Origin of the sequence: Salinibacterium sp. PAMC 21357 (genome assembly GCF_000247645.1) — a bacterium.
Classification (GTDB): Bacteria; Actinomycetota; Actinomycetes; order Actinomycetales; family Microbacteriaceae; genus Rhodoglobus.
In genome coordinates this window covers 1,083,794-1,105,754 of the sequence record NZ_AHWA01000004.1, presented here as the reverse complement: position 1 = coordinate 1,105,754, position 21,961 = coordinate 1,083,794, and the positions used below count along the sequence as shown (strand labels likewise).

Annotated in this window: 21 protein-coding genes; 16 read left to right on the top strand and 5 right to left on the bottom strand. The window is 59.7% G+C overall.

From position 1 onward, the window contains the following. Positions 1–19 precede the first annotated feature (19 nt). The 6 genes from ON14_RS08710 (at position 20) to ON14_RS08685 (ending at position 5,167) form a co-directional block, all read left to right on the top strand. A complete protein-coding gene (locus tag ON14_RS08710) occupies positions 20–664 on the top strand; it encodes a hypothetical protein (RefSeq protein ID WP_010204544.1) in 645 nt (214 codons plus the stop codon). Continuing rightward, a complete protein-coding gene (locus ON14_RS08705) occupies positions 665–910 on the top strand; it encodes a hypothetical protein (RefSeq protein WP_010204543.1) in 246 nt (81 codons plus the stop codon). Positions 911–1,178: 268 nt separating this feature from the next. Then, a complete protein-coding gene (locus ON14_RS08700) occupies positions 1,179–2,168 on the top strand; it encodes a siderophore ABC transporter substrate-binding protein (RefSeq protein ID WP_039741953.1) in 990 nt (329 codons plus the stop codon). 92 nt (positions 2,169–2,260) lie between these two features. Continuing rightward, entirely contained in the window at positions 2,261–3,247 is a 987-nt protein-coding gene (locus ON14_RS08695; protein ID WP_010204541.1) for an ABC transporter permease, read from the top strand. A 172-nt stretch (positions 3,248–3,419) separates the two neighbouring features. Then, positions 3,420–4,415 (top strand): iron chelate uptake ABC transporter family permease subunit, encoded by a 996-nt coding sequence (locus ON14_RS08690; RefSeq protein WP_237719720.1) that lies wholly within the window; start codon positions 3,420–3,422, stop codon positions 4,413–4,415. Further along, positions 4,412–5,167, top strand: coding sequence for an iron ABC transporter ATP-binding protein (locus ON14_RS08685; RefSeq protein WP_010204539.1), 756 nt, complete (start codon positions 4,412–4,414; stop codon positions 5,165–5,167). Before ON14_RS08690 ends, ON14_RS08685 begins: the two co-directional genes overlap by 4 nt. Positions 5,168–5,429: 262 nt before the next feature. Here the strand turns inward: ON14_RS08685 and purB are convergent, their stop codons facing one another. After that, positions 5,430–6,821, bottom strand: a complete 1,392-nt coding sequence (gene purB, locus ON14_RS08680; RefSeq protein ID WP_010204538.1) for an adenylosuccinate lyase — start codon at positions 6,819–6,821, stop codon at positions 5,430–5,432. An 8-nt stretch (positions 6,822–6,829) separates the two neighbouring features. Beyond that, positions 6,830–7,360: a low molecular weight protein-tyrosine-phosphatase gene (locus ON14_RS08675; RefSeq protein WP_010204537.1), complete on the bottom strand. Its 531-nt coding sequence runs from the start codon at positions 7,358–7,360 to the stop codon at positions 6,830–6,832. A gap of 125 nt (positions 7,361–7,485) precedes the next feature. Here ON14_RS08675 and ON14_RS08670 point away from each other — a divergent pair, with 125 nt between their 5' ends. Both ON14_RS08670 and ON14_RS08665 read left to right on the top strand, forming a co-directional pair. After that, positions 7,486–7,746 (top strand): hypothetical protein, encoded by a 261-nt coding sequence (locus tag ON14_RS08670; protein WP_010204536.1) that lies wholly within the window; start codon positions 7,486–7,488, stop codon positions 7,744–7,746. Further along, positions 7,736–9,166 (top strand): hypothetical protein, encoded by a 1,431-nt coding sequence (locus ON14_RS08665; RefSeq protein ID WP_010204534.1) that lies wholly within the window; start codon positions 7,736–7,738, stop codon positions 9,164–9,166. Before ON14_RS08670 ends, ON14_RS08665 begins: the two co-directional genes overlap by 11 nt. A gap of 28 nt (positions 9,167–9,194) precedes the next feature. Here the strand turns inward: ON14_RS08665 and ON14_RS08660 are convergent, their stop codons facing one another. Then, positions 9,195–9,590, bottom strand: coding sequence for a phage holin family protein (locus ON14_RS08660; RefSeq protein ID WP_010204533.1), 396 nt, complete (start codon positions 9,588–9,590; stop codon positions 9,195–9,197). A gap of 137 nt (positions 9,591–9,727) precedes the next feature. Between ON14_RS08660 and ON14_RS08655 the strand changes: the two genes are divergently transcribed. The 5 genes from ON14_RS08655 to ON14_RS08635 all read left to right on the top strand — a co-directional run bounded on the left by ON14_RS08655 (position 9,728) and on the right by ON14_RS08635 (position 16,416). Then, on the top strand, positions 9,728–10,798 hold the full coding sequence (locus ON14_RS08655) for a histidinol-phosphate transaminase (RefSeq protein WP_010204531.1): 1,071 nt from the start codon (positions 9,728–9,730) through the stop codon (positions 10,796–10,798). A gap of 24 nt (positions 10,799–10,822) precedes the next feature. Next, a complete protein-coding gene (locus ON14_RS08650) occupies positions 10,823–11,938 on the top strand; it encodes a thiamine pyrophosphate-dependent dehydrogenase E1 component subunit alpha (protein ID WP_010204530.1) in 1,116 nt (371 codons plus the stop codon). Next, entirely contained in the window at positions 11,938–12,915 is a 978-nt protein-coding gene (locus ON14_RS08645) for an alpha-ketoacid dehydrogenase subunit beta (RefSeq protein ID WP_010204529.1), read from the top strand. Before ON14_RS08650 ends, ON14_RS08645 begins: the two co-directional genes overlap by 1 nt. A gap of 14 nt (positions 12,916–12,929) precedes the next feature. Continuing rightward, a complete protein-coding gene (locus ON14_RS08640; RefSeq protein WP_010204528.1) occupies positions 12,930–14,321 on the top strand; it encodes a dihydrolipoamide acetyltransferase family protein in 1,392 nt (463 codons plus the stop codon). A 448-nt stretch (positions 14,322–14,769) separates the two neighbouring features. Continuing rightward, positions 14,770–16,416: a thiamine pyrophosphate-binding protein gene (locus ON14_RS08635; protein WP_010204527.1), complete on the top strand. Its 1,647-nt coding sequence runs from the start codon at positions 14,770–14,772 to the stop codon at positions 16,414–16,416. A gap of 18 nt (positions 16,417–16,434) precedes the next feature. Here the strand turns inward: ON14_RS08635 and ON14_RS08630 are convergent, their stop codons facing one another. Together ON14_RS08630 and ON14_RS15195 are read right to left on the bottom strand one after the other, a co-directional pair. After that, a complete protein-coding gene (locus ON14_RS08630; RefSeq protein ID WP_010204525.1) occupies positions 16,435–18,330 on the bottom strand; it encodes an FAD-dependent monooxygenase in 1,896 nt (631 codons plus the stop codon). A gap of 218 nt (positions 18,331–18,548) precedes the next feature. Continuing rightward, the gene (locus ON14_RS15195) at positions 18,549–19,214 is read right to left on the bottom strand and encodes a GntR family transcriptional regulator (protein ID WP_010204524.1); all 666 of its coding nucleotides are present in this window, start codon (positions 19,212–19,214) and stop codon (positions 18,549–18,551) included. A gap of 532 nt (positions 19,215–19,746) precedes the next feature. Between ON14_RS15195 and ON14_RS08615 the strand changes: the two genes are divergently transcribed. The 3 genes from ON14_RS08615 to ON14_RS08605 all read left to right on the top strand — a co-directional run bounded on the left by ON14_RS08615 (position 19,747) and on the right by ON14_RS08605 (position 21,936). Further along, positions 19,747–19,998, top strand: coding sequence for a hypothetical protein (locus tag ON14_RS08615; protein ID WP_141629978.1), 252 nt, complete (start codon positions 19,747–19,749; stop codon positions 19,996–19,998). Then, positions 19,998–20,843, top strand: a complete 846-nt coding sequence (locus ON14_RS08610) for an extradiol ring-cleavage dioxygenase class III protein subunit B (RefSeq protein WP_010204521.1) — start codon at positions 19,998–20,000, stop codon at positions 20,841–20,843. Before ON14_RS08615 ends, ON14_RS08610 begins: the two co-directional genes overlap by 1 nt. Positions 20,844–20,910: 67 nt before the next feature. Then, positions 20,911–21,936 (top strand): dihydrodipicolinate synthase family protein, encoded by a 1,026-nt coding sequence (locus tag ON14_RS08605; RefSeq protein WP_010204520.1) that lies wholly within the window; start codon positions 20,911–20,913, stop codon positions 21,934–21,936. Positions 21,937–21,961: the final 25 nt, after the last annotated feature.

The window sequence follows — 21,961 nt, the reverse complement described above, 5'->3', positions numbered from 1 at the left end:
TCAGAAAGAAGGCGATCGCTTGACTAGTGCTCACGCTGAGCCGCTGCCGGCATCCACTGCGTGGTACGTGCCGCTCGCCCGCGCTATTCCGGCCATTGCTGTGGCCATCGCCGTGACGTTCTCGGCCGACCATTCCGCACGGCTCGGCCTTGTCACGCTGGCAAGCTTCGCGCTCGTTTCCGGGTCCGTGCTTCTCACCTCGAGTCTGTTGTCGCCGCAGCGCGGCATTGCGCGCACGATGACGATCACCCAGGGCGCGGTCACTCTCGCAACTGCCGTCGCCGCGTTCGTGGCGAGCAGTGGTGGGCAGGCATACTTTGTTTTCCTGCTCACCGCCTTTGCCGCAATCACGGGCTTCATTGAGCTTTATCTTGGGCTACGCAGCCGCGGTCGAGACGCCTCTTCGCGAGACTGGGTATTCGTCGGATCGCTGACCGCATTACTCGCCCTAGTCGTGTTGCTCGTGCCGCCAGGATTCAGCCAGCCGTACACCGGCCCGGACGGAATAGATCGAGAATTGACGGCGTCCATTGTGGTGGTCGGGCTTCTTGGGGCCTATTGGGCCATTCTTGGCGTGTATTTGGTGATCGCTGCACTCTCACTTAAGTGGAGCAACAAAGATCAGGTCGTGGCTGCCGCAGCCATGCAACAGAAAGAGGATTAGGTGGATTCCCCCAATAAGCGTGATCGCACGCGCCCAGCCGAGATTCTCGGCCTCTCTGCAATCTTTGGCGCGTTCGCCGGTCTGGTCGTCTTCATGTCGACCCGGGACCTCATGATCGGCCTCATTTTTGCGGGAGTGGCCTTTATCGTCTCGCTCGTTGTCATTGCGATGCTCGTGCTCGCTACACGACCCGACAAAGACGAACTGCTCGATATGGATGAACAGGATCGCGACGCCGCTCACTAGGCTCGCGTGAGAATCTCCTCGAGTTCGCTATTCTGCGCGGGCGAGGGGTTCGTCGCTGATTTCTTTCTCGCATTAGCGCGCCCAAAAACAGTACGAGAACCGTTGAGTGGTTCCTGGTCGCGGGGACATCAACGGCTTTGTGACCGGTGACGACTCATTGACCTCTGTCGGGAATTAAGGGTAGCCTTACCTAAGCAACATCCGCTGCAGCGGATGTTGCATTTTTCTGCCTGACCGCACTTGGTCGCCCGGACTAACAAAGGACATCATGAATCACTCACGTACACGCTACGGAGCGCTTATTGGCATGCTGGCACTAGCCCTCACTGCCTGCAGCACCGCCGCACCCGAAGCTGCAGACTCAGAAGCTGGCGGAGCGACCGCTACTGTGCAGTTCGAGGACAACAACGGCACGCACACCATCACCACCCCACTGACATCGGTTGTCGCCACCGACAACCGCACCTTTGAAACGTTGGCGTCGTGGGATATTGAACTGAGCGCCGCCGCCGTGGCACTGATGCCCAGCACGATTTCTTACACTCAGGACGACTCAATCATCGACTTGGGAAACCACAGCGAACCTGATCTTGAGTCTGTCGTCGCCGTTCAGCCCGATGTCATTATTAATGGTCAGCGCTTTACGCAGTACTACGACGATTTCGCCAAGCTTGTTCCCGACGCCGTAATTGTCTCGCTCGACCCTCGCGAGGGCGAGCCCTTTGATGACGAACTCAAGCGCCAGACCACGATTCTCGGTGAGATCTTCGGCAAGCAGGCTGAAGCCGAACAGATCAACGCTGACTTCGATGCTGCAATTGAGCGCGTGAACGCTGCCTACAACGGAGACGACTCGGTCATGGCCGTCATCACGTCGGGTGGCGAGATCGGTTACTCCGCTCCCAGCGTCGGTCGCACACTCGGCCCGGTATTCGACATCTTTGACTTCACAGCCGCACTCGATGTTGCCGAGAGCAGCGAAGACCACCAGGGTGACGACATCTCGGTAGAGGCAATCGCTGACTCCAACCCCGACTGGATTCTCGTTATGGACCGCGACGCCGCGATTCTCGCCGACGACCCCACCTACGTGCAGGGCAGCGAAGTTCTTGAGAACTCCGAAGCACTCTCGGGCGTCACTGCGGTGAAGGAAAGCAACCTCGTATACATGCCGGCTGACACGTACACGAACGAAGGCATCCAGACGTACACCGAGTTCTTCAACGCACTCGCTGACGCGCTAGAAGCCAAGAACTAGCGTTACTCACGCCGTTCGGTGCTGAAGCGTGCCCCCGGGCGAACTTCAGCACCGAACGGTTCTGGCCTTCAATCAGAAACCCTCACTCACGGATGACGTCAACACTGGCCCGACGGCGGCCCGCCAACACGACCACCCTCTTCGACTGGAAACTCCTGCTCGCGACGGTGAGTGTTGTTCTGCTGCTGATCGCCTCCCTCTTCACCGGTGTCTACGACATTTTTGGGGCGGATGACGGCCAAAGAATGTTCGGCATCACGCGCGTTCCGCGAACGATCGCCCTGGTGCTCGCGGGCGCCGCGATGGCCATGAGCGGCTTGGTCATGCAGCTGCTAACGCAAAACCGTTTCGTGGAACCGACCACGACGGGCACCACCGAGTGGGCAGGTCTCGGGCTGCTGACCGTCATGATCCTCTTCCCGGGAGCCAGCATCCTCGCCCGCATGGGCGGTGCGGTTGTGGCCGCCTTCATCGGCACCGGGGTGTTCTTTCTCTTCTTGCGCCGCGTCACGCTGCGTTCCTCGCTGATTGTGCCAATTGTCGGCATCATGCTCGGCTCGGTGGTCGGCGCCATCTCCACCTACATTGCCCTCTCGACCGACATGCTTCAGAGTCTCTCTGTGTGGTTCGCCGGGAGCTTCACCTCGGTGATGCGCGGGCAGTACGAGCCACTCTGGATCGTCGTGCTCGTCGTAATCGCGATTTTCATCTTCGCCGATCGGCTCACGGTCGCCGGACTGGGCCAAGATGTAGCGACGAATATCGGCGTGAACTACAACCAGATCCTGCTGATCGGCACCGCGCTCATCGCAATCGCGACCGGAGTCGTGACCGTTGTCGTGGGCAATCTGCCGTTCCTGGGACTGATCGTTCCCAACATCGTGTCGATGTTCCGTGGCGACGATCTGCGCAGCAACCTGCCCTGGGTCTGCCTGCTGGGCATCGCGATCGTGACGGTGTGCGACATCGTCGGCCGCACGATCATCATGCCGTTCGAAGTTCCCGTCTCGCTCATCTTGGGCGTCGTGGGCGCGATCGTCTTCATTGCCCTCCTGTTGAAGCAGCGCCGTCGTGCATAGCCCCGTGGATGCGCAGGAGACGCCTGTCGCCGCGGTCGGGTCGGCGGCAAACTCGGAGACTAGTCTTCAGAGCCCGAAGAAACCCAAGTTCGTAAAGCTGTCGAAGCTCTCGAAGGCGCCTAAAAAGCCGAAGCCCGCGAAAGCCGCAAAGACGGCGTCTGGCTCCCCCGGCGTGACGGGGCCCTTCCCCACAGCACGGGCGCGTCGCCGCTACTGGACGCTCCTCAGCATCCTGAGCGTGCTTGCTGTGGCGATAGGCTTCGGCTTGCTTGCCTGGAACAACCCGATGCCGGTGGGCACCGAAGGGTTCTGGCTCATCGCTGAGCTGCGCGCCACCAACGTGATCGTGATTGCGGTCGTGGCCTTCTGTCAGGCGATTGCGACCGTGAGTTTTCAGACGGTGACGAACAACCGGATTCTCACGCCATCCATCATGGGCTTCGAGTCGCTGTATGTGGCGGTGCAGACCTCTGCGGTGTACTTCTTGGGCATCAGCGGCATCGTCGCGCTACAGGGTCTCCCCCAGTTCTTGCTTCAGATCGCGCTGATGGTGGGGCTTTCGCTGCTGCTGTACGGCTGGTTGCTTTCGGGAAAGTACGGCAACCTGCAGATCATGCTGCTCGTGGGCATCGTCATCGGGGGCGGTCTTGGAGCGGTGTCGACGTTCATGCAGCGCCTGCTCACGCCCAGTGAGTTCGACATTCTGACGGCCCGCCTGTTCGGTTCCATCTCCAATGCGGATGCCAGCTACCTGCCGATCTCGCTCGTGCTCTGCCTGGTGGCCGGCACCGTGCTGCTCTCGCAAGGCCGGCGCCTCAACATCATTGCGCTGGGTTCGGACACCGCCACCAACCTAGGAATCAGCTACCGGTTCGAGATCATGCGCGTGCTGTTCTTCGTCTCGATTCTCATGGCCGTTTCTACTTCGCTTGTCGGCCCGATGACCTTCTTTGGATTCTTGGTCGCCACGCTCGCCTACCAATTCGCGGACACCTACGACCATCGCCACATCTTCCCGATCGCGGTGTTGGCCGGATTCGTGGTCTTAGGCGGCGCGTACTTCGTGATGAAGAACCTGTTCTACGCGCAAGGAGTGGTGTCGATCATCGTTGAACTTGTCGGAGGAACCGTCTTCCTCATCGTCATTCTGAGAAAGGGGCGACTGTGATCACCCTGAACAACGTGGGCAAAAGCTATGGCCACGAAATCACTATTGGGCCGGTCGACCTCACGATCCCCGAGGGCGGCATCACCGCGCTGGTGGGTCCGAACGGTGCGGGAAAATCCACCCTGCTGACCATGATCGGCCGCCTGCTCGGGATCGACTCGGGCCACATCGAAGTCGCGGGCTACGACGTCGCGAAGACCAAGTCGAAAGACCTCGCCAAGATCATCGCGATCCTGCGGCAAGAGAACCATTTCATCGCCCGCCTCACGGTGCGTCAGCTCGTGGGGTTCAGCCGCTTCCCGTATTCGCACGGCCGACTGACCGAAGCGGATGAGGTGGCGATCAACAACTCCATCACCTTTCTGAACCTTGAAGGCCTGCAAGACCGCTACCTCGACGAGCTCTCAGGCGGACAGCGCCAACGCGCCTACGTTGCCATGGTGCTCGCGCAAGACACCGAATACGTGCTGCTCGATGAGCCCCTCAACAACCTCGACATGAAGCACTCGGTGCAGATGATGCGCCACCTGAAGCGCGCTGCCCAAGAGCTCGGCCGCACCATCATCATCGTGCTTCACGACATCAACTTTGCGGGGCACTACGCCGACCACATTTGCGCCGTCAAGGACGGCCAGGTCACCGAATTCGGCACGCCCGCTGAGATCTTGACCGACACTGTGCTCACTCGGATCTTCGATACTCCGGTGCAGGTCATCGACGGGCCCAACGGTGCCCTCGCTGTGTACTACTAGCGCCGAGACGGCGAGCGGTCGGGGCTCGGCGCGTCGATTCGGCTGGTCTCACGGAAATTCAGGAGATTCACCAGCGCTGGGGCGACGAGGCGCGAAAACGGTACGAGTTGTCAGGGTCGCGGCGATTGCGGCAGCGAGATCTCCTGAATTTCCGTGAAGGCACGGCGCCGCGCGGCACGGCACGGCGCGAAACACAAAGGGCCGGCCTCCGTGAGGAGACCGACCCTGTGTTTAGCGTGAGTTGCTCGCCGTAGAGCGCGAACTACTTGGTGTCACCGAGGTAGTCGACGAGCGAGCTCGCAAGGCCGACATAGGTGGCCGGAGTGAGCGCCTGCAAACGTGCCTTGGCATCCGCACCAATGTCGAGGCCCGAGATGAACTCGGTGAGGTCGACGGAGTTGATGCGCTTGCCGCGCGTGAGTTCCTTGAGGATCGCGTAGGGGTCGCTGATGGTGCTGCGGCCCGCGGTAACCTCGGCACGGATGACCGTCTGGATGGCCTCGCCGAGGATCTCCCAGTTGCTGTCGAGATCAGCGTCGAGAGCCACCGGGTCAAGGGCGATCTCCTTGAGGCCGCGCTCGATGTTGTCGAGAGCGAGCAGCGAGTGACCGTAGGCGACACCCACGTTGCGCTGCGTCGTGGAGTCGGTGAGGTCGCGCTGGAGTCGTGAGGTCACGAGAGTCTGAGCGAGCGACTCCAGAAGAGCGCTCGAGAGCTCGAGGTTGGCCTCAGCGTTTTCGAAGCGGATCGGGTTGATCTTGTGCGGCATTGTCGACGAACCGGTTGCGCCCGCCTGCGGAATCTGGCGGAAGTAGCCCATCGAAATGTACGACCACACGTCGGTGCAGAGGTTGTGCAGCACGCGGTTGGCGTGACTTGTGGCTTGGTACAGCTCCACTTGCCAGTCGTGCGATTCAATTTGCGTGGTCAGCGGGTTCCAGTCGAGCCCGAGGGATTCCACGAACTCCTTCGAAAGGGCTGGCCAGTTCTGCTCGGGGTCTGCAGCGAGGTGGGCGGCAAACGTGCCGGTGGCTCCGCTGAACTTGCCGAGGTAGCTGATGCCTTCGATGCGAGTCAGGATGCGGTCGAGCCGGTACACGAAGACCGCAAACTCCTTGCCCATGGTGGTCGGCGTCGCCGGCTGACCGTGGGTGTGAGCGAGCATCGCGTTATCGCGCATGAGCTCAGACTGCGTGCGAAGCGCAGCGAGCACAGTACGGAACTTGGGCAGCCAGACTTCGCGTACGGCATCCGAGATGGTGAGCGCGTAAGAGAGGTTGTTTATGTCTTCGCTCGTGGCCGCGAAGTGAGTGAGTTCAGCGATCGCGGTGAGGCCCAGCTCGTCGAGCTTGGCGCGCACCAGGTACTCGACTGCTTTGACGTCGTGGCGGGTGGTGGCTTCGAGGCGAGCGAGTTCATCGATCTGCTCTTGGCCGAAATCGGTAGCGAAGGCACGCAACGCAGCGACCTGATCAACGCTCATCGGGCTCGAGCCGAAGAGGCTCTTGCCCGTGAGGAAGATCAGCCATTCGACTTCAACGTGCACGCGGGCCCGGTTGAGGCCTGCCTCGGAGAGGTGCTCCCCCAGCGCCGACACGGCGGGGCGGTAGCGGCCATCGAGGGGGCTCAGTGGTTGAACGGGCAACGGGCTCATGGGGCTCCCTAGTTGTTGACGGTTGGTGCCGTAATTCCTGGCGTGATCTGGCGAAATAACGAACCGCAGGCCTTCTCGATCATGCCGAGGACATGATCGAAGAGTGCGGCATCCGAATAATAGGGGTCAGGCACATCGACGAGAGGAGCGAGTTCGCTGTCAAAGCTCAACATGGGCTGCACTTTCGATCTGTCTTGATCGTTGGGCGCCCATGTGCGCAGAATTCGTTCCTGTCCTCGATCAAACGCGACGATGAGGTCGAGTCTGCTGAACCATTCGGGGTCGAACTGGCGGGCGCGATGCCCAGACCCATTGTAGCCGCGTGCTGCGAGGGCAGTGATGGTGCGGTTGTCAGCCGCCTCGCCGACGTGCCAGTCGCCGGTGCCAGCGGAGGTGACTGAGATGCGGTTGTCGAGACCGGCTTGAGCAACGAGGTCGGTGAAGACGGCTTCTGCCATCGGAGAGCGGCAAATGTTGCCGGTGCAGACGAAACAGATTTTGAACGTAGTCGAGTCGAAGAATGCACGCTCGAAGGTCATGCTTCATTGTGTCGCAGTTTCGACTCCTCAACAGAGGTGGTCCACGGATTTGCTTCCCCGATACCTGCCGGTCACCCGTGAGCGTGCTGCTGTTTGGCCAGAGTTGTGATGTCGAAAGGCGACCAGTGATCACACCCCTCGATGCGACAGCCCAGCTCGCACTCCAATTTCAAGCGCAACAACTCCGAATAATTAATGAACGGCTGCGTTATGTGCGGGCCCTGCTGCCGATTGAGCGCATCGACTGGCGTGGCCCGGCTCACGAGCGATTCACCGAGGGGGTACTTGAACTGCACCGCGATCTTGCGCGAGCACGCGCACTCATCGACAGCATCGAGAGCCGAACGACGAACGCCGCCAACCAGATGAGTGCCCATGTCGGATGAACTCATCGTCTCAGGCGGCGGCAGCTCTTCGATTGCCACAGACGAAATTCTCAGTAGCGCAAGCGAATTGCAGCGGGCCGCCGACATGACTCGAGAAATTGCTGGCTCCATTCGAATGGTGGATGACCGGCTCACCGTTCAGCAAATGGAGTCGTGGGGCATCCCCTCCGGTGCTGCTCTCGTCGAGGTCGATCTCGATTGCGCTTACGTCGACCTCCAGACAATTGCCCAGAGGGCGGAGGAGTTGAGCGGGCTCGTTCGTTATGCGGCGCAAACATATGGCTGGATGGAAGCCTTGACCGAAGCGGCCATGAGCAAGCTCTCGGCGAACGCCGCAGCGCTGCTGGGTTTTCTCTTCCCCGCTTGGGCGGCAGCGTTCGTGCTCACCACGGGGCCGGCGCTTCCTCTCTTGGCCGGTATTGGCCTTGCGGCTTACCTCCTCGGCGGTCAGAACAAACCTGCTCCCACTACCGAGCAGCTATCAGCAGCGTTGAACAAGCTCATGAGTGACCCAGCCTTCGTGTTGGCACTGCGGCACGGGGTCATGTCAGCCGACGAGTTTTTCGCCGGCGTCGTGGGGCTCCCCCCGAACGTCGTGTCAGCGCTGAGCGACGCCGGATTGATTGGGTTGGGCACCTCGGCCGGGTTCCTTCAGCGAGCGGCCAGCCTCGGGGGAGTTCTAACCGAAACGCCGGTAACGCAGGTGAGTAAGACAGCGCCAGTGGCGGTGACTGCACCACAGTCCAATAGCGAACGTGTCAGCCGAATCCCGCAGCCGACCGCAGAGCACCCCGAACAGATTCGAATAGAGAAATACATACTTCCGGGAGGCGAGGAACATTTTGAGGTCTACGTTGCGGGAACCCAAGACTTTGCCTTCTCGGGTAGCGAGGAACCGTGGGACTTCACGAGCAACGTTTCAAATGCGGCGGGGTCCGACGGGGGTTCGGTGGCCGCCGTTGAGGCAGCGATGCGCGACGCCGGAGTCACTAGTGAAAGTTCAGTCGGTTTCACCGGGTACTCCCAAGGTGCGGCCACGGCAGCGCGGCTCGCGGGTTCCGGTGAGTACAACACCACCGGGGTCTTCACGATTGGAGGCCCTATCGGACAAATTCCTCTCCCCCCGAATGTGCCGGTGATAGTTATTGAGCACACCGACGATCTAGTCCCGGCATCGGGAGGGCTGCAAAACAACAGGGACGCGCTCACGGTGGAGAGGCGCGCCTTCGAAGGGCGAAGCTTGCCCGAGAACCAGCCCGTGCCGGCACATCAACTCGGTGAGTACGCCGAGACCGCGCGCCTCATGGATGAATCAGACAGCGAAGAAATCCAGAGCGCGACGAGACGCCTGGGAGAACGGAGCAACGGTGCAACAGCGGCAACTGTTACCTCATACGAATACAAGCGAGTGCTGCCGTAAGAAAGCGCAGCCCCAACTGAGGGTTGGGCTAATTCTTCTTGCCCACAATGGGGCGAACCAGAATGCCGATGAACCAGCTGATGAGACCCAGCACGAGAGCACCGAGCACTCCCCACCAGAAACCATTGACGACGAGACCAAACCCGAACAGGCTCGAGATCCAACTGACCAACAGCAGAAGCAAACCGTTCACGACCAGAGCAAGAAGGCCAAGAGTGAGGACATAAAGCGGGAACGCAACAATACGAATCAGGTTTCCGAGAACACCGTTCACAATTCCGAAGACGGCAGCGACGATGAGGAAGGTCAAGACAATCTCAAGAGTTCCGCCCGGAGAGAAGGGAACCAGCTGCACACCGGCAACAATCACCGTAGTAAGCCACAGGGCAAGGGCGTTGATCAGCAAGCGCACGATGATTCTCATGGTTCAACTATGCACCCCAGATTTGTCGGCCCGCAATGCTCAGCGACAATGGTTGTCCAGAATGCTGCGCCAGCCCCCAACGAAATTCGTCAATCGAACGAAGCACTGTCGCGGCCAGTCGGCTCTAGGCTGGGTCAGTGACCACCAACCGCGTACAACTTCGCCCCGAAATTGCTGCCATCGCGCCCTACCGGCAGGGCGCGCCAGCTTCTGCTGATGAGTTCAAACTGTCGTCGAATGAGAATCCCTTTGAACCGTTGCCCTCGGTGTTGGCAAAACTCTCCACCGACAGCATCAATCGTTACCCGGATGCCTCCGCTCACGAGCTGCGCACTCAGCTCGCCGCACGCTTTGGCGTGACCGTTGACGGCGTGCAAGTTGGTGCCGGATCTGTAGCGGTGCTTGCCCAACTCATCAGTGCGGCCGCAGCCCGCAGTGACGAAGTTGTCTATGCCTGGCGCAGCTTCGAGGCGTACCCGCTGCTGGTCTCGTCGGCTGGCGCCACGAGTGTGCCGGTCGCGAATTTGGCCGACCACCGTCACGATCTTGCCGCCATCCTCGCCGCCATCACGGCGTCCACCCGAGTGGTCATTGTCTGCAGCCCGAACAACCCCACCAGCACCGTGGTCACGGACGACGAATTCCGCGACTTCATGGCGGAAGTTCCCGAAAACGTGCTTGTCGTTCTCGACGAGGCCTATCGCGAATTTGTGACCGACCCCGATGCGGTGCGCGGAGAAGCCCTCATCGGCAAATACCCCAACCTCGTACTGCTGCGAACTTTCTCTAAGGCCTACGGGCTCGCCGGCCTGCGCATTGGGTACGCAATCGGCCCCGAATATGTGATGGATGCGGCCCGAGCGGTAGCAATCCCGCTCTCGGTGACAGAACTCGCTCAGAAAGCTGCCCTCGCATCCCTCGAACATGAAGATGAATTGTTGCAGCGTGTCAGACGAATAACGGGAGTTCGTGACCGCATCGTCGCGGGGCTCACAAACCAAGGGTGGGAAGTGCCGGCGCCAAGCGGAAACTTCGTGTGGTTGCCCACTGGGTCAGCAACCAATTGGGCTGCAGACGTTTTTCGCACCAACGGGATCGTTGTTCGCGCTCTCGGCGACGGCCTCCGTGTGAGTGTTGGCGAAGAGGAATCTGTGGAGAAACTCCTAAGGGCAGCGCAAGAGGTTGTCGCTTCAGGGGAAACGAACTAACGCTGGCCGCGTTAGATTAGTCGAATGTCTTATACCGCCGCGACGGTTCAGCTGCTGTCTCCCGAGGGCACGCTCGTTCATAGCGATGCCAGCGAACAGTACCTCCCGTATGTAGACAAGCTCAGTGACGACGCTCTTCAGGAATTTCACCGCCACATGGTGGTGATGCGCCGCTTCGACATTGAGGCAGCGAACCTGCAGCGTCAAGGCCAGCTTGCTCTCTGGGTTCCGAGCCACGGCCAAGAGGCTGCCCAGGTGGGTTCGGCCCGAGCGGCTAAGCCTCAGGACCACCTCTTTCCTTCTTATCGTGAGCACGTCATTGCTCTCATGCGTGGGGTCGACCCCATCACGATCCTCTCGATGTTCCGTGGCCTCAGCCACGGTGGTTGGGATCCGAAAGAGCACGACAACTTTCACCTCTACACCCTGGTGATCGGGTCGCAGACGCTGCACGGAACCGGATACGCCATGGGCCTCAACCTCGACGGACTTTCCGGCACCGGTGATCCCGAAAAGGATGCCGCCGTCATGGTCTACTTCGGCGATGGCTCGACAAGTCAGGGCGATGTGAGCGAAGCGATGGTTTTCGCCGCCAGCTACCAGACCCCGCAGGTATTCTTCTTGCAGAACAACCACTGGGCTATTTCAGTGCCCGTGTCGCGTCAATCGCGGACACCGCTCTATTTGCGCGGCGAAGGCTTCGGCATCCCGAGCGTACAAATCGATGGCAACGATGTTCTCGCGAGCTTCGCGGTGACCCAAGCTAATTTGGATGCCGCCCGCTCCGGTGCAGGCCCTCGCTTCATAGAGGCCCTCACGTATCGCATGGGTGCCCACACGACGAGCGATGACCCCTCGAAGTACCGCGACAACAGCGAGCTCGAATTTTGGGCGCAACGCGACCCCATCACCCGCTTCGACACCTACCTACGGGCGCGCGGTGCGAGCCAAGCGTTCTTCGACGAAATCGCGGTCGAGGGTGACGACCTCGCTGCCGACATCCGCAAGCGCATCACTGAGTTGCCGGTGCCGGCCACCTCCACGCTCTTCGACCACGTCTATTCCGACCCGCACCCGGTAATGGATGAGCAGCGTCAAGCGCTCGCCGACTTTGAAGCATCGTTTGAAGAGGGCAACTAATGACTGAGACGATGACGATGGCCAAGGCCCTCAATGAGGGTCTGCGCGCCGCGATGCGCAGTAACAGTCGTGTTCTCCTCATGGGAGAAGACATCGGGCCGCTCGGCGGAGTCTTTCGCGTGACCGAGGGACTTCAGGCCGAATTCGGTGACAAGCGAGTGCTCGACACTCCCCTTGCTGAATCAGGGATTGTCGGCACTGCGATCGGTCTTGCTATGGGTGGGTTTCGCCCGGTGTGCGAGATCCAGTTCGACGGCTTCATTTTTCCCGGATTCGACCAGATCACTTCTCAACTGGCCAAGCTGACGGCACGCCACGAGGGAACGCTGACGATGCCCGTGGTGATTCGCGTTCCTTATGGCGGCCACATCGGTGCGGTCGAGCACCACCAGGAAAGCCCGGAGGCGTATTTCGCGCACTCTGCCGGACTTCGTCTACTGAGCCCCGCAACCCCGCACGATGCCTATTGGATGATTCAAGAAGCCATCGCCAGCAATGACCCGGTAATGTTCTTCGAACCTAAATCGCGTTACTGGCAGAAGGGTGAGGTCGACCGCGAGTCGGCAGGCATCGCCACTCACTCCAGCCGCGTGGTGCGCGAGGGCACCGAAGTGACCCTCGTTGGTCACGGCGCGATTGTGTCGATGCTGTTGCAAGCCGCAGAGCTCGCCGCCGAGGAAGGCACGAGCATTGAGGTCGTTGACCTGCGATCGCTCTCCCCCATCGACTATGACCCGATTGTGGCATCCGCCCAAAAAACTGGTCGAGTTGTCGTTGTTCAAGAGGCACCAGGGAATGTCAGCGTGGGCTCGGAGGTTGCCGCTACGGTAGCCGAGCGTGCGTTCTACTCGCTCGAAGCACCTGTGCTGCGAGTGAGTGGTTATGACACCCCGTTCCCTCCTGCCAAGCTGGAATCCGTGTACTTGCCCAGTGTTGACCGCATTTTGGATGCTGTTGACCGGGCATTGGCCTACTGACGAAGGAGGCCCTCGTGGCCGTATCTGAATTTCCTCTCCCCGATGTGGGCGAGGGGCTAACTGAAGCCGAGATCGTCTCCTGGAAAGTTGCGCCCGGCGACGAAATCGTCGTGAACCAGGTTCTGGTGGAGATCGAGACCGCTAAGTCGCTCGTTGAACTGCCATCACCCTTTGCGGGCACCGTTCAGAAGCTGCTGGTCGCGGAGGGTTCGACTGTTGAGGTTGGGACCCCGATCATCAGTGTGCAGTCTGTTGGTGGCTCGGTTGAGTTGACAGCCCCGGGCTCTGGTGAAGATGAAAGCCACGGGATGATGTCCGATGTTGGTGCAGAAAGCAGTGCTGCGGATGACGCTGCTGCTGCTGTAGCCGACACGGCATCCACCATTGCCAACGACGATGACAAGCCTGGCGCCGTGCTCGTGGGCTACGGCACGGGCGGGCACGTGAGCTCGCGTCGTCGCAAGGGTGCGCAGCCGGCGAAGAGTGACGCGGCCGTAACGGCTCCATCGAAGCCGCGCCCGGCATCCGTGCCCGCAGCCTTCGCAAGCCCCATCATTGCCAAGCCACCGATCCGCAAGCTTGCAAAAGATTTGGGCGTCGAGCTTGCTGAAGTTGTCGCCACAGGTTTGGCGGGAGAGACCACTCGGGAAGATGTGATCCGCCACGCTTCGCAGGCGAGTGTTTTCCGCAATATCGAAACCCCCGAATGGGGAGACGAGCGGGAAGAGCGCATCCCCGTTAAGGGTGTTCGTAAGGCGATCGCCAAGGCGATGGTTCACAGCGCGTTTACGGCGCCGCACGTGAGCGTCTTCACCGATGTGGATGCCACGCGAACCATGGAGTTCGTGAAGCGTTTGAAAAACTCCACCGACTTTGCCGGTGTGCGCGTGAGCCCGCTGTTGATCATGGCGAAGGCCGTGAGCTGGGCGGTGCGCCGCAACCCGACCGTGAACTCAAGCTGGGCCGATAAAGAGATTGTCGTTCACCACTACGTGAACTTGGGGATCGCGGCAGCAACGCCGCGCGGACTCATCGTGCCGAACGTCAAGGACGTTCAAGAGTTGAGCCTCCTCGAGCTTGCGAAATCTCTCGAACAGCTCACCCTCACGGCCCGTGATGGCAAGACGCAGCCCGCCGAAATGTCGAACGGCACGATCACAATTACCAACATCGGTTCGTATGGCATGGACACCGGAACGCCCATCATCAACCCGGGTGAGGCCGCAATTGTGGCTTTGGGGTCAATCAAGCTGAAGCCGTGGGTTGTCGATGGCGAAGTTCGGGCGCGCTACGTCACGACGGTGAGCGCGAGCTTCGACCACCGCATCGTTGATGGGGATGTCGCGAGCCGGTTCGTTGCCGACCTTGCGAGTGTGCTCGAAGAGCCAGCACTGCTGCTGGACTAACATCGCAGCTTTGCTCGAGAGCGTTACCCGACGGCGTTACGCAGCATGCTCTGTTGGTGTTGTATGCGCCCGTGAACGATCAGGCTGAGTGCGATATTGCGGACCGAAATAGCTCAAGTGGGTGACACGAGATTTTCGCCCTTCTCGTAAAATTAGGCGTGACTCGTTAGTTCGATGTCAGTTATTTCTTTAGAGGCAATGCGGCGATTTGTGTCGTGCAACGACACTTGCGGCCGCAGCGCCTTCGAAGCTGTCGCGGAAAATTTGTGAGGATCGCGAGCTGTGTTTAGGCCGCGCTCCGAGCACGTTTGCCGCTGCGGGCAAGGGTGCCCGGTTGTGTTGACCAATGCCGTGACGCCTTGCGCTTGACAAGAACAGGGGCGCTTATGCACGCGTTTTCGGTGAATCGCAGCTTGGCGCGTTTGGCTGCACGATGAGGAGAAATTTCATGTCGGACATTGTGACAGTGGCAACCGTGATCGGCAGTGTCCTCCGGGCGCAAGGTGTCGGTACCGTGTTCGGGGTTGTTGGCAGCGGAAACTATTTGCCGACGGCAGCGCTTAAGTCGGTCGGCGCCCGCTTCGTACCGGCCCGTCATGAAAGTGCCGCTGTATCCATGGCGGATGCGCTCTGGCGTACGACCGGCGAAATTGCGGCCGCGAGCGTTCATCAGGGGCCGGGGTTGTCGAATACGGTAACGGCTTTGGGTGAAGCAGTGAAGTCGCGCGTTCCGCTGGTCGTGATTTCTGGGGCGACGTCGGCGAGTACCCGTCGCTCGAATTTTCTCATCGATCAACAAGCTCTCGTTGAGTCAGTAGGTGCCGGCTACGAGACCATTAGGTCTCCCGAGACGGCAGTCGAGGATGTGGCCGCAGTGCTGCAACGTGCGAAGGATGAACGTCGCCCGATCGTTCTGGCGGTACCTATCGACGTGCAAGAGACGATGGTTGAATTCGACTCATCGTTGATCCCGCCCCTGCGGGATCGTCCCCGTGTGGTTCCACCGGCTGCGGCTTTGGCGTCAATCGCCGCACAACTTTCGAGAGCAGAACGCCCCGTGATTCTTGCCGGCCGCGGTGCATTACTTTCTGGGGCAGAAGCTGTATTGGCAGATCTTGCCGAAATTTTGGATGCCAAACTGTGCACGTCAGCGATGGCTCACGGTCTCTTTACGGGAAATGATCGACTTCTGGGGATCTGTGGGGGGTTCTCCGCGGACGCGACTGTGGCGCAGGTGCACGCCGCCGACGTGGTTCTCGTGGTGGGAGCATCGTTGACCACCTGGACAACACGGGCCGGAACGTTGTTTGATAACAAACCAACGGTGATTCAGGTCGACTCAGAGTTGCCCGGCCTTCACGCCAGTGCCTACGCCGACGTCGCGGTGTTGGGCGATGCGCGGGAAACAGTCGCCGCGCTTCTGGAACTCTTGCCCACACAACGTCGTGAGGGGGCTGGTCTCTCGCAATCGGAACAACGAAATCTCGCGGCTGACGCTCCTGCTTACGCCACTGCAGCCGGACGCCCACTTCATCCGGGCGAAGTTACAGCCCGCCTCGAGACACTGTTGCCTCGCGAACGGACGCTGGTCGTCGACGGTGGTCATTTCATTGGCTGGCCCGTTCGCGGACTCAGCATTCCTGATTCTGCAGGTTTCGTCTTCTCAAGCGCAGGTTTTCAGTCGATCGGACTTGGGATGGGATCCGCCGTTGGCGCCGCAATTGGGCGGCCTGATCGCACAGTCGTGTTGGCGTCTGGCGATGGCGGCTTCCTCATGGGAATCTCAGAACTCGAGACGATTGTTCGACTCAACCTGCCGATCGTGATCGTGATTTACAACGATGGAGCCTATGGGGCCGAAGTTCATCATTTCGGCGCCGATGATCCTCACGTCGACCTTGTGCGATTCGCAGACACGGATATCGGGGCGCTCACCTCTGGCTCGGGCGCACGAGTAGTGACCGTGCACACGCTCGACGAGCTCGATGTCATCAAGGACTGGGATGGGCACCGCGATGGTCCGCTCCTGCTGGACGTCGTGATCGATCCCACCATTGTTGGCGAGTGGGCGGCGCAAGACTTCGTAGGCCACTAGAAATCGGCCTCGCGCACCTCAGGTGGCCAGGAGTGGTCGAAAGAATGCTGTGAGCTGATCGGCTGCGTCAGCAAGTGGGGCTATCAGTGACACGTACTGGTCAGGCCGAACGACAACAACAACGCCGGCGCGCGAAATTCCGCGCTGCTCAAAAATATTTTCGGCGGCGTTGAGTGCATAGATGTTTTCATAATTGATCAGAGAGAACGGGCCAACCAGGGGTCTGAACACCGCCGGAACCGCACTGACGTCGACTGCGCGGTGCGAGGCCGGGTAGATCACGTTGACGTGGAACCGTGCCCCTGTACCGGGGCCATCCGGGGGTGCAGACAACGGCGAATCTGCCGAATCTGCCAACCAGCGCGCAAAGTTATCGACCGCAAAGGAACCCACCGACGGGGCACCGTCGAGGGCTACTGCTGGCGCGGCGTCGGCAAAGACATAAATGCGCCAACGCCCATCGGCGGTTGCTTGATGGCCAAGGTGAAGGGGATTTCCGTCACAGACACGCGTGACCATGGCTGATTTGAAGCGCTTACCAAGTGCAAATCCTGACGCCAATTCTTGATGATCTGCGTTATCGGTAAGAAGTGACTCCGTGTACTGAGTCAGGAATCCTGCGGGAAATTCACCCGTCCGAACGTAGAAGTCTTCTAGTTCCGAGGTGCTCTCGAACTCTTCAGGCTTTTTAGCGAGCATTGTTGACCATGTACGGTCAAAGTCGATCAGGTCGTGGGCGACCTGATGGCGTTCAACGGAGTATGTCGCCAACAAGCTCTGCGGGCTGCGCCCTTCCAGCACATGACCGAGCTTCCAGGCGTTATTCCAGCCATCCTGCATCGATACGTTCATCCCCTGTCCTGCCTTTGCGCTGTGGGTGTGGCAGGCGTCACCGGCGATGAAGACGCGTGGCGCGCGGGTGCCGACTTCAGCTAAGGGAACGTCGTCGAAACGATCCGTTACTCGATGGCCAACCTCATAGACGCTGTGCCAAGCAACTTCTTTCACGTCGAGAACATAGGGGTGAAGGATCTCATTTGCTTTCGCGACGATCTGGTTCGCTGTCGTGCGGCGCACCGCACCGTCGTTGTCATTAGCTACCGCTCCGAGGTCGACGTACATGCGAAATAGATACCCACCTTCACGCGGGATGAGCAGAATATTGCCGGCATCTGATTGGATGGTGCACTTCGAACGGATGTCGGGGAAATCGGTAACGGCCAAGGCATCGATCACACCCCACGCGTGGTTCGCTCGCTCGCCCGAGGAGACGCAGCCGATTGCTGCCCGCACCTTGCTGCGTGCACCGTCAGCACCGAGGACATACTTTGCGTGGATGACGCGCTCCTCGCCTGCGACGGTTCTGAGGGTGACGGCAACGGGGTAGACACCTTCGCTCGCGATCTCTAAGTCGATGAACTCGGTTCCGCAGTCTGGAGCGACGCGGGTCGGTGAGTTGGCGGCCACCTCGGCAAAATAGTCGAGCACACGTGCTTGATTGACGGTGAGGCGCGGAAATTCGCTGATGGATTTATCGTCATCGGGGGTGACTGCAGCGCGAGTGATCCGCGTAGGATCGGCGGGGTCTGGCTTCCAGAAACACGTTTCAGATCGCTGGTACGCCTCTTGGATTATCTGTTGCGCGAACCCGAAGGCATGAAATGTCTCAACGCTGCGTGGCTGGATTCCGTCAGCTTGCCCGATTTCGAGCCTCCCGGCTCGTTGCTCCACGATTCTCGTGGTGACGTTTGGAAACTGGGAGAGCTGCGCGGCGGCGATCATTCCTGCCGGGCCTGTACCGACGATGAGGACATCGACGTTGTCCGGAATTTCGTGCGGACGTTCGTCTCCGATTGTGGACGCAACGTGGATACGCGGGTCGCCTGAAACGTAGCCGTCTTGATGAAACTGCATCAGATCTCCTCTCGCCACTAGGATCACTCGATGATGGGCGGTGCCGAAGCGATCGTGCGAAAATCCCACGAAGGGAAGCCCTAATGCCAGGGCTTCCCAGATGGAATCGGTGCGATAATCACGTCACCTCTGAATCCTACGAACTCGCGGGGCGGTGCCGCGTCACCCGGTTGGGGCATCTGTGGCCTGTCAGGCGTCGACCGAAACTTGGGCTGAATTTAGAGCGTTCGGGCCATGGCCGGCAGGGTCGCGGCAGCGGAGGCTTTGACGTGATCGATGCAGGCGTTCCGAGCGTCGGTGGGGTCACCGGCGAGTACCGCGTTGACGATCTTTTGGAGAGCGTCGATTGTGGGCTTGGCCTGCGACTCAACGGAGAGCGAGACGCGACGGATCTGGTTGATGCGCACGTGCAGTTGTTCGATGATCTCGTGTAGCTCTGCGTTGCGGGCACCACGCAGGAGATGCCCGTAGTAAATGTCACTTGCGATGAGCGCGCTCGTGATGTCGGATGCCTCGATGGCGTTCCGCACGGGTTCCAGAGATTCAGCAAATTGCATTTTCTCTTCTGCTGAGCCCCGCACAGCAAAGAGCTCACCGGCCAGTCCCTCGAGTACGCCGCGTACTTGGTACATATCGATGGCCTCGGCGTAGCTCAACTCGCTCACCCGGGCACCACGATTTTCGGTGAGTTCAATGATGCCTTGGGCGGCGAGGTGGCGGATGGCGTCTCGAACGCCGGTGCGGCCGATGCCGTAACGCTGGGTGAGCTCTCGCTCAACGAGCTTGACTCCTGGCGCGTATTCGCCGTTTGCGATGGCCTGTTTGAGGGCGTCGCGAATATCAATGACTGAGTCAGTGGTGACCGTGAACTCGTCTGGCGGCATGGGGTTCTCCGGAGTCGGCGTGGATCGTGCGAGAGGTGTGGATGCTCGGAGTCGAGCATATCGAGAGGCGGCTGTCGAGGAGGAGACATCCGAGTCAATCGAAGACAGTGAATGTCGACAAAATATGCGAAGAACCCTGCAGGGGTGACGGTTGTCGCGATTTGGCGCCGGGTCGCGCGAGTAGAAATTCGGACGTTTCGGTCCCAAAATACAGTAAATATAGGGGGACCTCTACGGATGAGTGCGCTGAGTGGGCGCCGGGGTCGAATAGCGGTTTTTAAAAATACTGGTGTTGTTTTGTCGACAATCTGTGTAGTGTGACTTCACAACAGGAACCCGCAACCATTTATTGGCTACGGAAACTGCGCAAGTGAGAACAACCGAAAACTCTTCCCAATCGCCACAGATGCCCCAGACGGGTGACGCGAAGAAGGACAGGGTCTTCGTAGGATTCAGGTGATCCGGAGTCGTATCCGAGGTCATCTCCATTGAGGCAAAGAAGCCATGACGGGTGATCGAGAGAGGCAAGCAAATGTACAGTCTGCACAAATTGCTGTGGGAGATCCGTAAGGATCCCGATCTTGCAAAGCGCTTCCGCTCCACTCCGTCATTAGTACTCGATGAATACAGCCTCGAGGGCGATGCACGCGAAGCGATGCTGACTCTCGACTTCAAGAAGCTCCACGAGATCGGGGCTAACCCCTATCTGATTTATTTCTGCGCCCTGCAACTGCAGGTGAGCCGCGAGAGCTATTACGAGCAGATCCGTGAGGGGAAGAACTGATGGGTAAAATTGTCGGGGCGTTCACAGCATCCCACTCTCCAGGAGTGACTGGATGGCCAGAGCGTGCAGAGCCACGAAAGCGCGAGGCGATTGAGAACGCTTTCGCCGAGGCTCGACGTCGGATCGATGCGCTGAAGCCAGACGCGATCGTTGCGATCTCAGTGGAGCACTTCACCAACTTCAACTTCAGTAACCTGCCCGCATTCGCGATCGCGACGGCAGATTCCTACCTGGGCCCGGTTACGGCCGAGATGTCTCAGTTCCTCAACGTTCCGCAACACGACTATCCCGGCAACGGAAAGCTCGGGCGGCACATCTACGAGTTCGCGCTCACCAACGAGTTCGATCCCGCGCTCGTCGAGGGTGGTCTCGCGTTCGACGAAAACTTCTGCGTACCGCTCAAGCACCTGGATCCAGAGTCCAAGTACCCCCTCGTTCCGATCATCGTCAATGGCGTAAACCCGCCATGGCCGACGGCTAAACGCTGTTACGACTTTGGCGTCATGGTCCGCCACGCAATCGAGGCCCAAAACGAGGTTGAGCGCGTCGTCGTCATCGGAACGGGCGGGCTCTCCCACTGGGTCGGACTTCCTGAATCCGGCACCGTGAATGAAGAGTTCGACCGTGACTTCATCGCCCGTATCGAAAGTGGCGACCCGGAGCAGCTCAAGAATTATTCCCCGCAAGAGATCGATGCTGCCGGGAATGGCGCTCACGAAGTGCGCACCTGGATCGCTGCGGCGGGCGCGATCGGCGCTCCGTTCGAAGTGCTCGCCTACGAACCAGTTCCCGAGTGGTTGACAGGAACGGCCGTAGCGGCCGCGACTCCCGGCCTTCACCTGTAATCAGTTCCACCCAGTTACCGCCAGTCGCGTCTGTTCGCGGCTGGCTTCTACGAAAAGAGAAAACAGTATGAGCAAGCTTCCTAAAGTTACAGGTCGCGACATGCGAGGCGTCATGTCCTATCCTCCTACCCCGGCTCTTCCTGGTGCTGAGCTAGTAGAAGCACAGGACACCGTAGACCTCGTTGAGACCGAGCGCATGATCAAGGCGCTCATCACAGACGGCGTAGACGCGATTGCGCTCAACGGAACCCTCGGCGAGATGGCAACGCTGACACTCGACGAGTGGAAGGCATTCGCGGAGTGTGCCGTACAGACCGCCCACTCGATTAACCCTGACTTTCCGATTTTCGTCGGCGCAACCACGCTGAGCACTCGCGAGACAATCGCGCGCACGCGCTTCCTCTCTGAGCTTGGTGCTACCGGCACCCTTCTTGGCCGTCCAATGTGGGGCGAAATGGTTGCCCCTGTTATGGAGAAGTTCTACCGCGATGTAGCCGAGGCTGTGCCTGAGATGGCAATGGTTGTTTACGACAACACAGCAGCTTTCGGCGGAATCATTCCTCGCTCCGTCTACCGCACCCTCATCGAACTGCCGCAGGTAGTTGCCGTGAAGTACGCCGGTGGCGCATCAGTTGGCTTCCGGTACCACAACGACATGGCTCACACCGGAACCCGCTTCCCGCTTATGCCGATCGAGACTGACTGGTTCCCCGCTTGGGAAATGTATGGCGAAGACCTCGTCGGTATGGCCTGGTCGTCAACGACCGCGATGGGTCCGGACCCCGTTCTGCACCTGCGTGACGCTTTGCAGCAGGGCCGTGTGGACGATGCACGCTGGCTCACCGAGCGTCTGCGCTGGGCCCATGAGCCCTTCATCGTTGGGCAGGACTTCTTCGAGTTCGCCAAGTACAACATCCCCCTCGAAAAGATTCGCGTCAACGAAGCCGGCTACATCCACGTTGGTAAGAGCCGCGTTCCTTACACCGAAGACCTCGTTCCGCAGAAGCACTGGGACAGCACCTTCGAGCACGTCGAGCGTTACAAGCAGATCATCACCGAAATCGAAGCGCGTATGGGCGCCCGCAACAAGTAGCGAATAACCACCACAAAATCAGTTA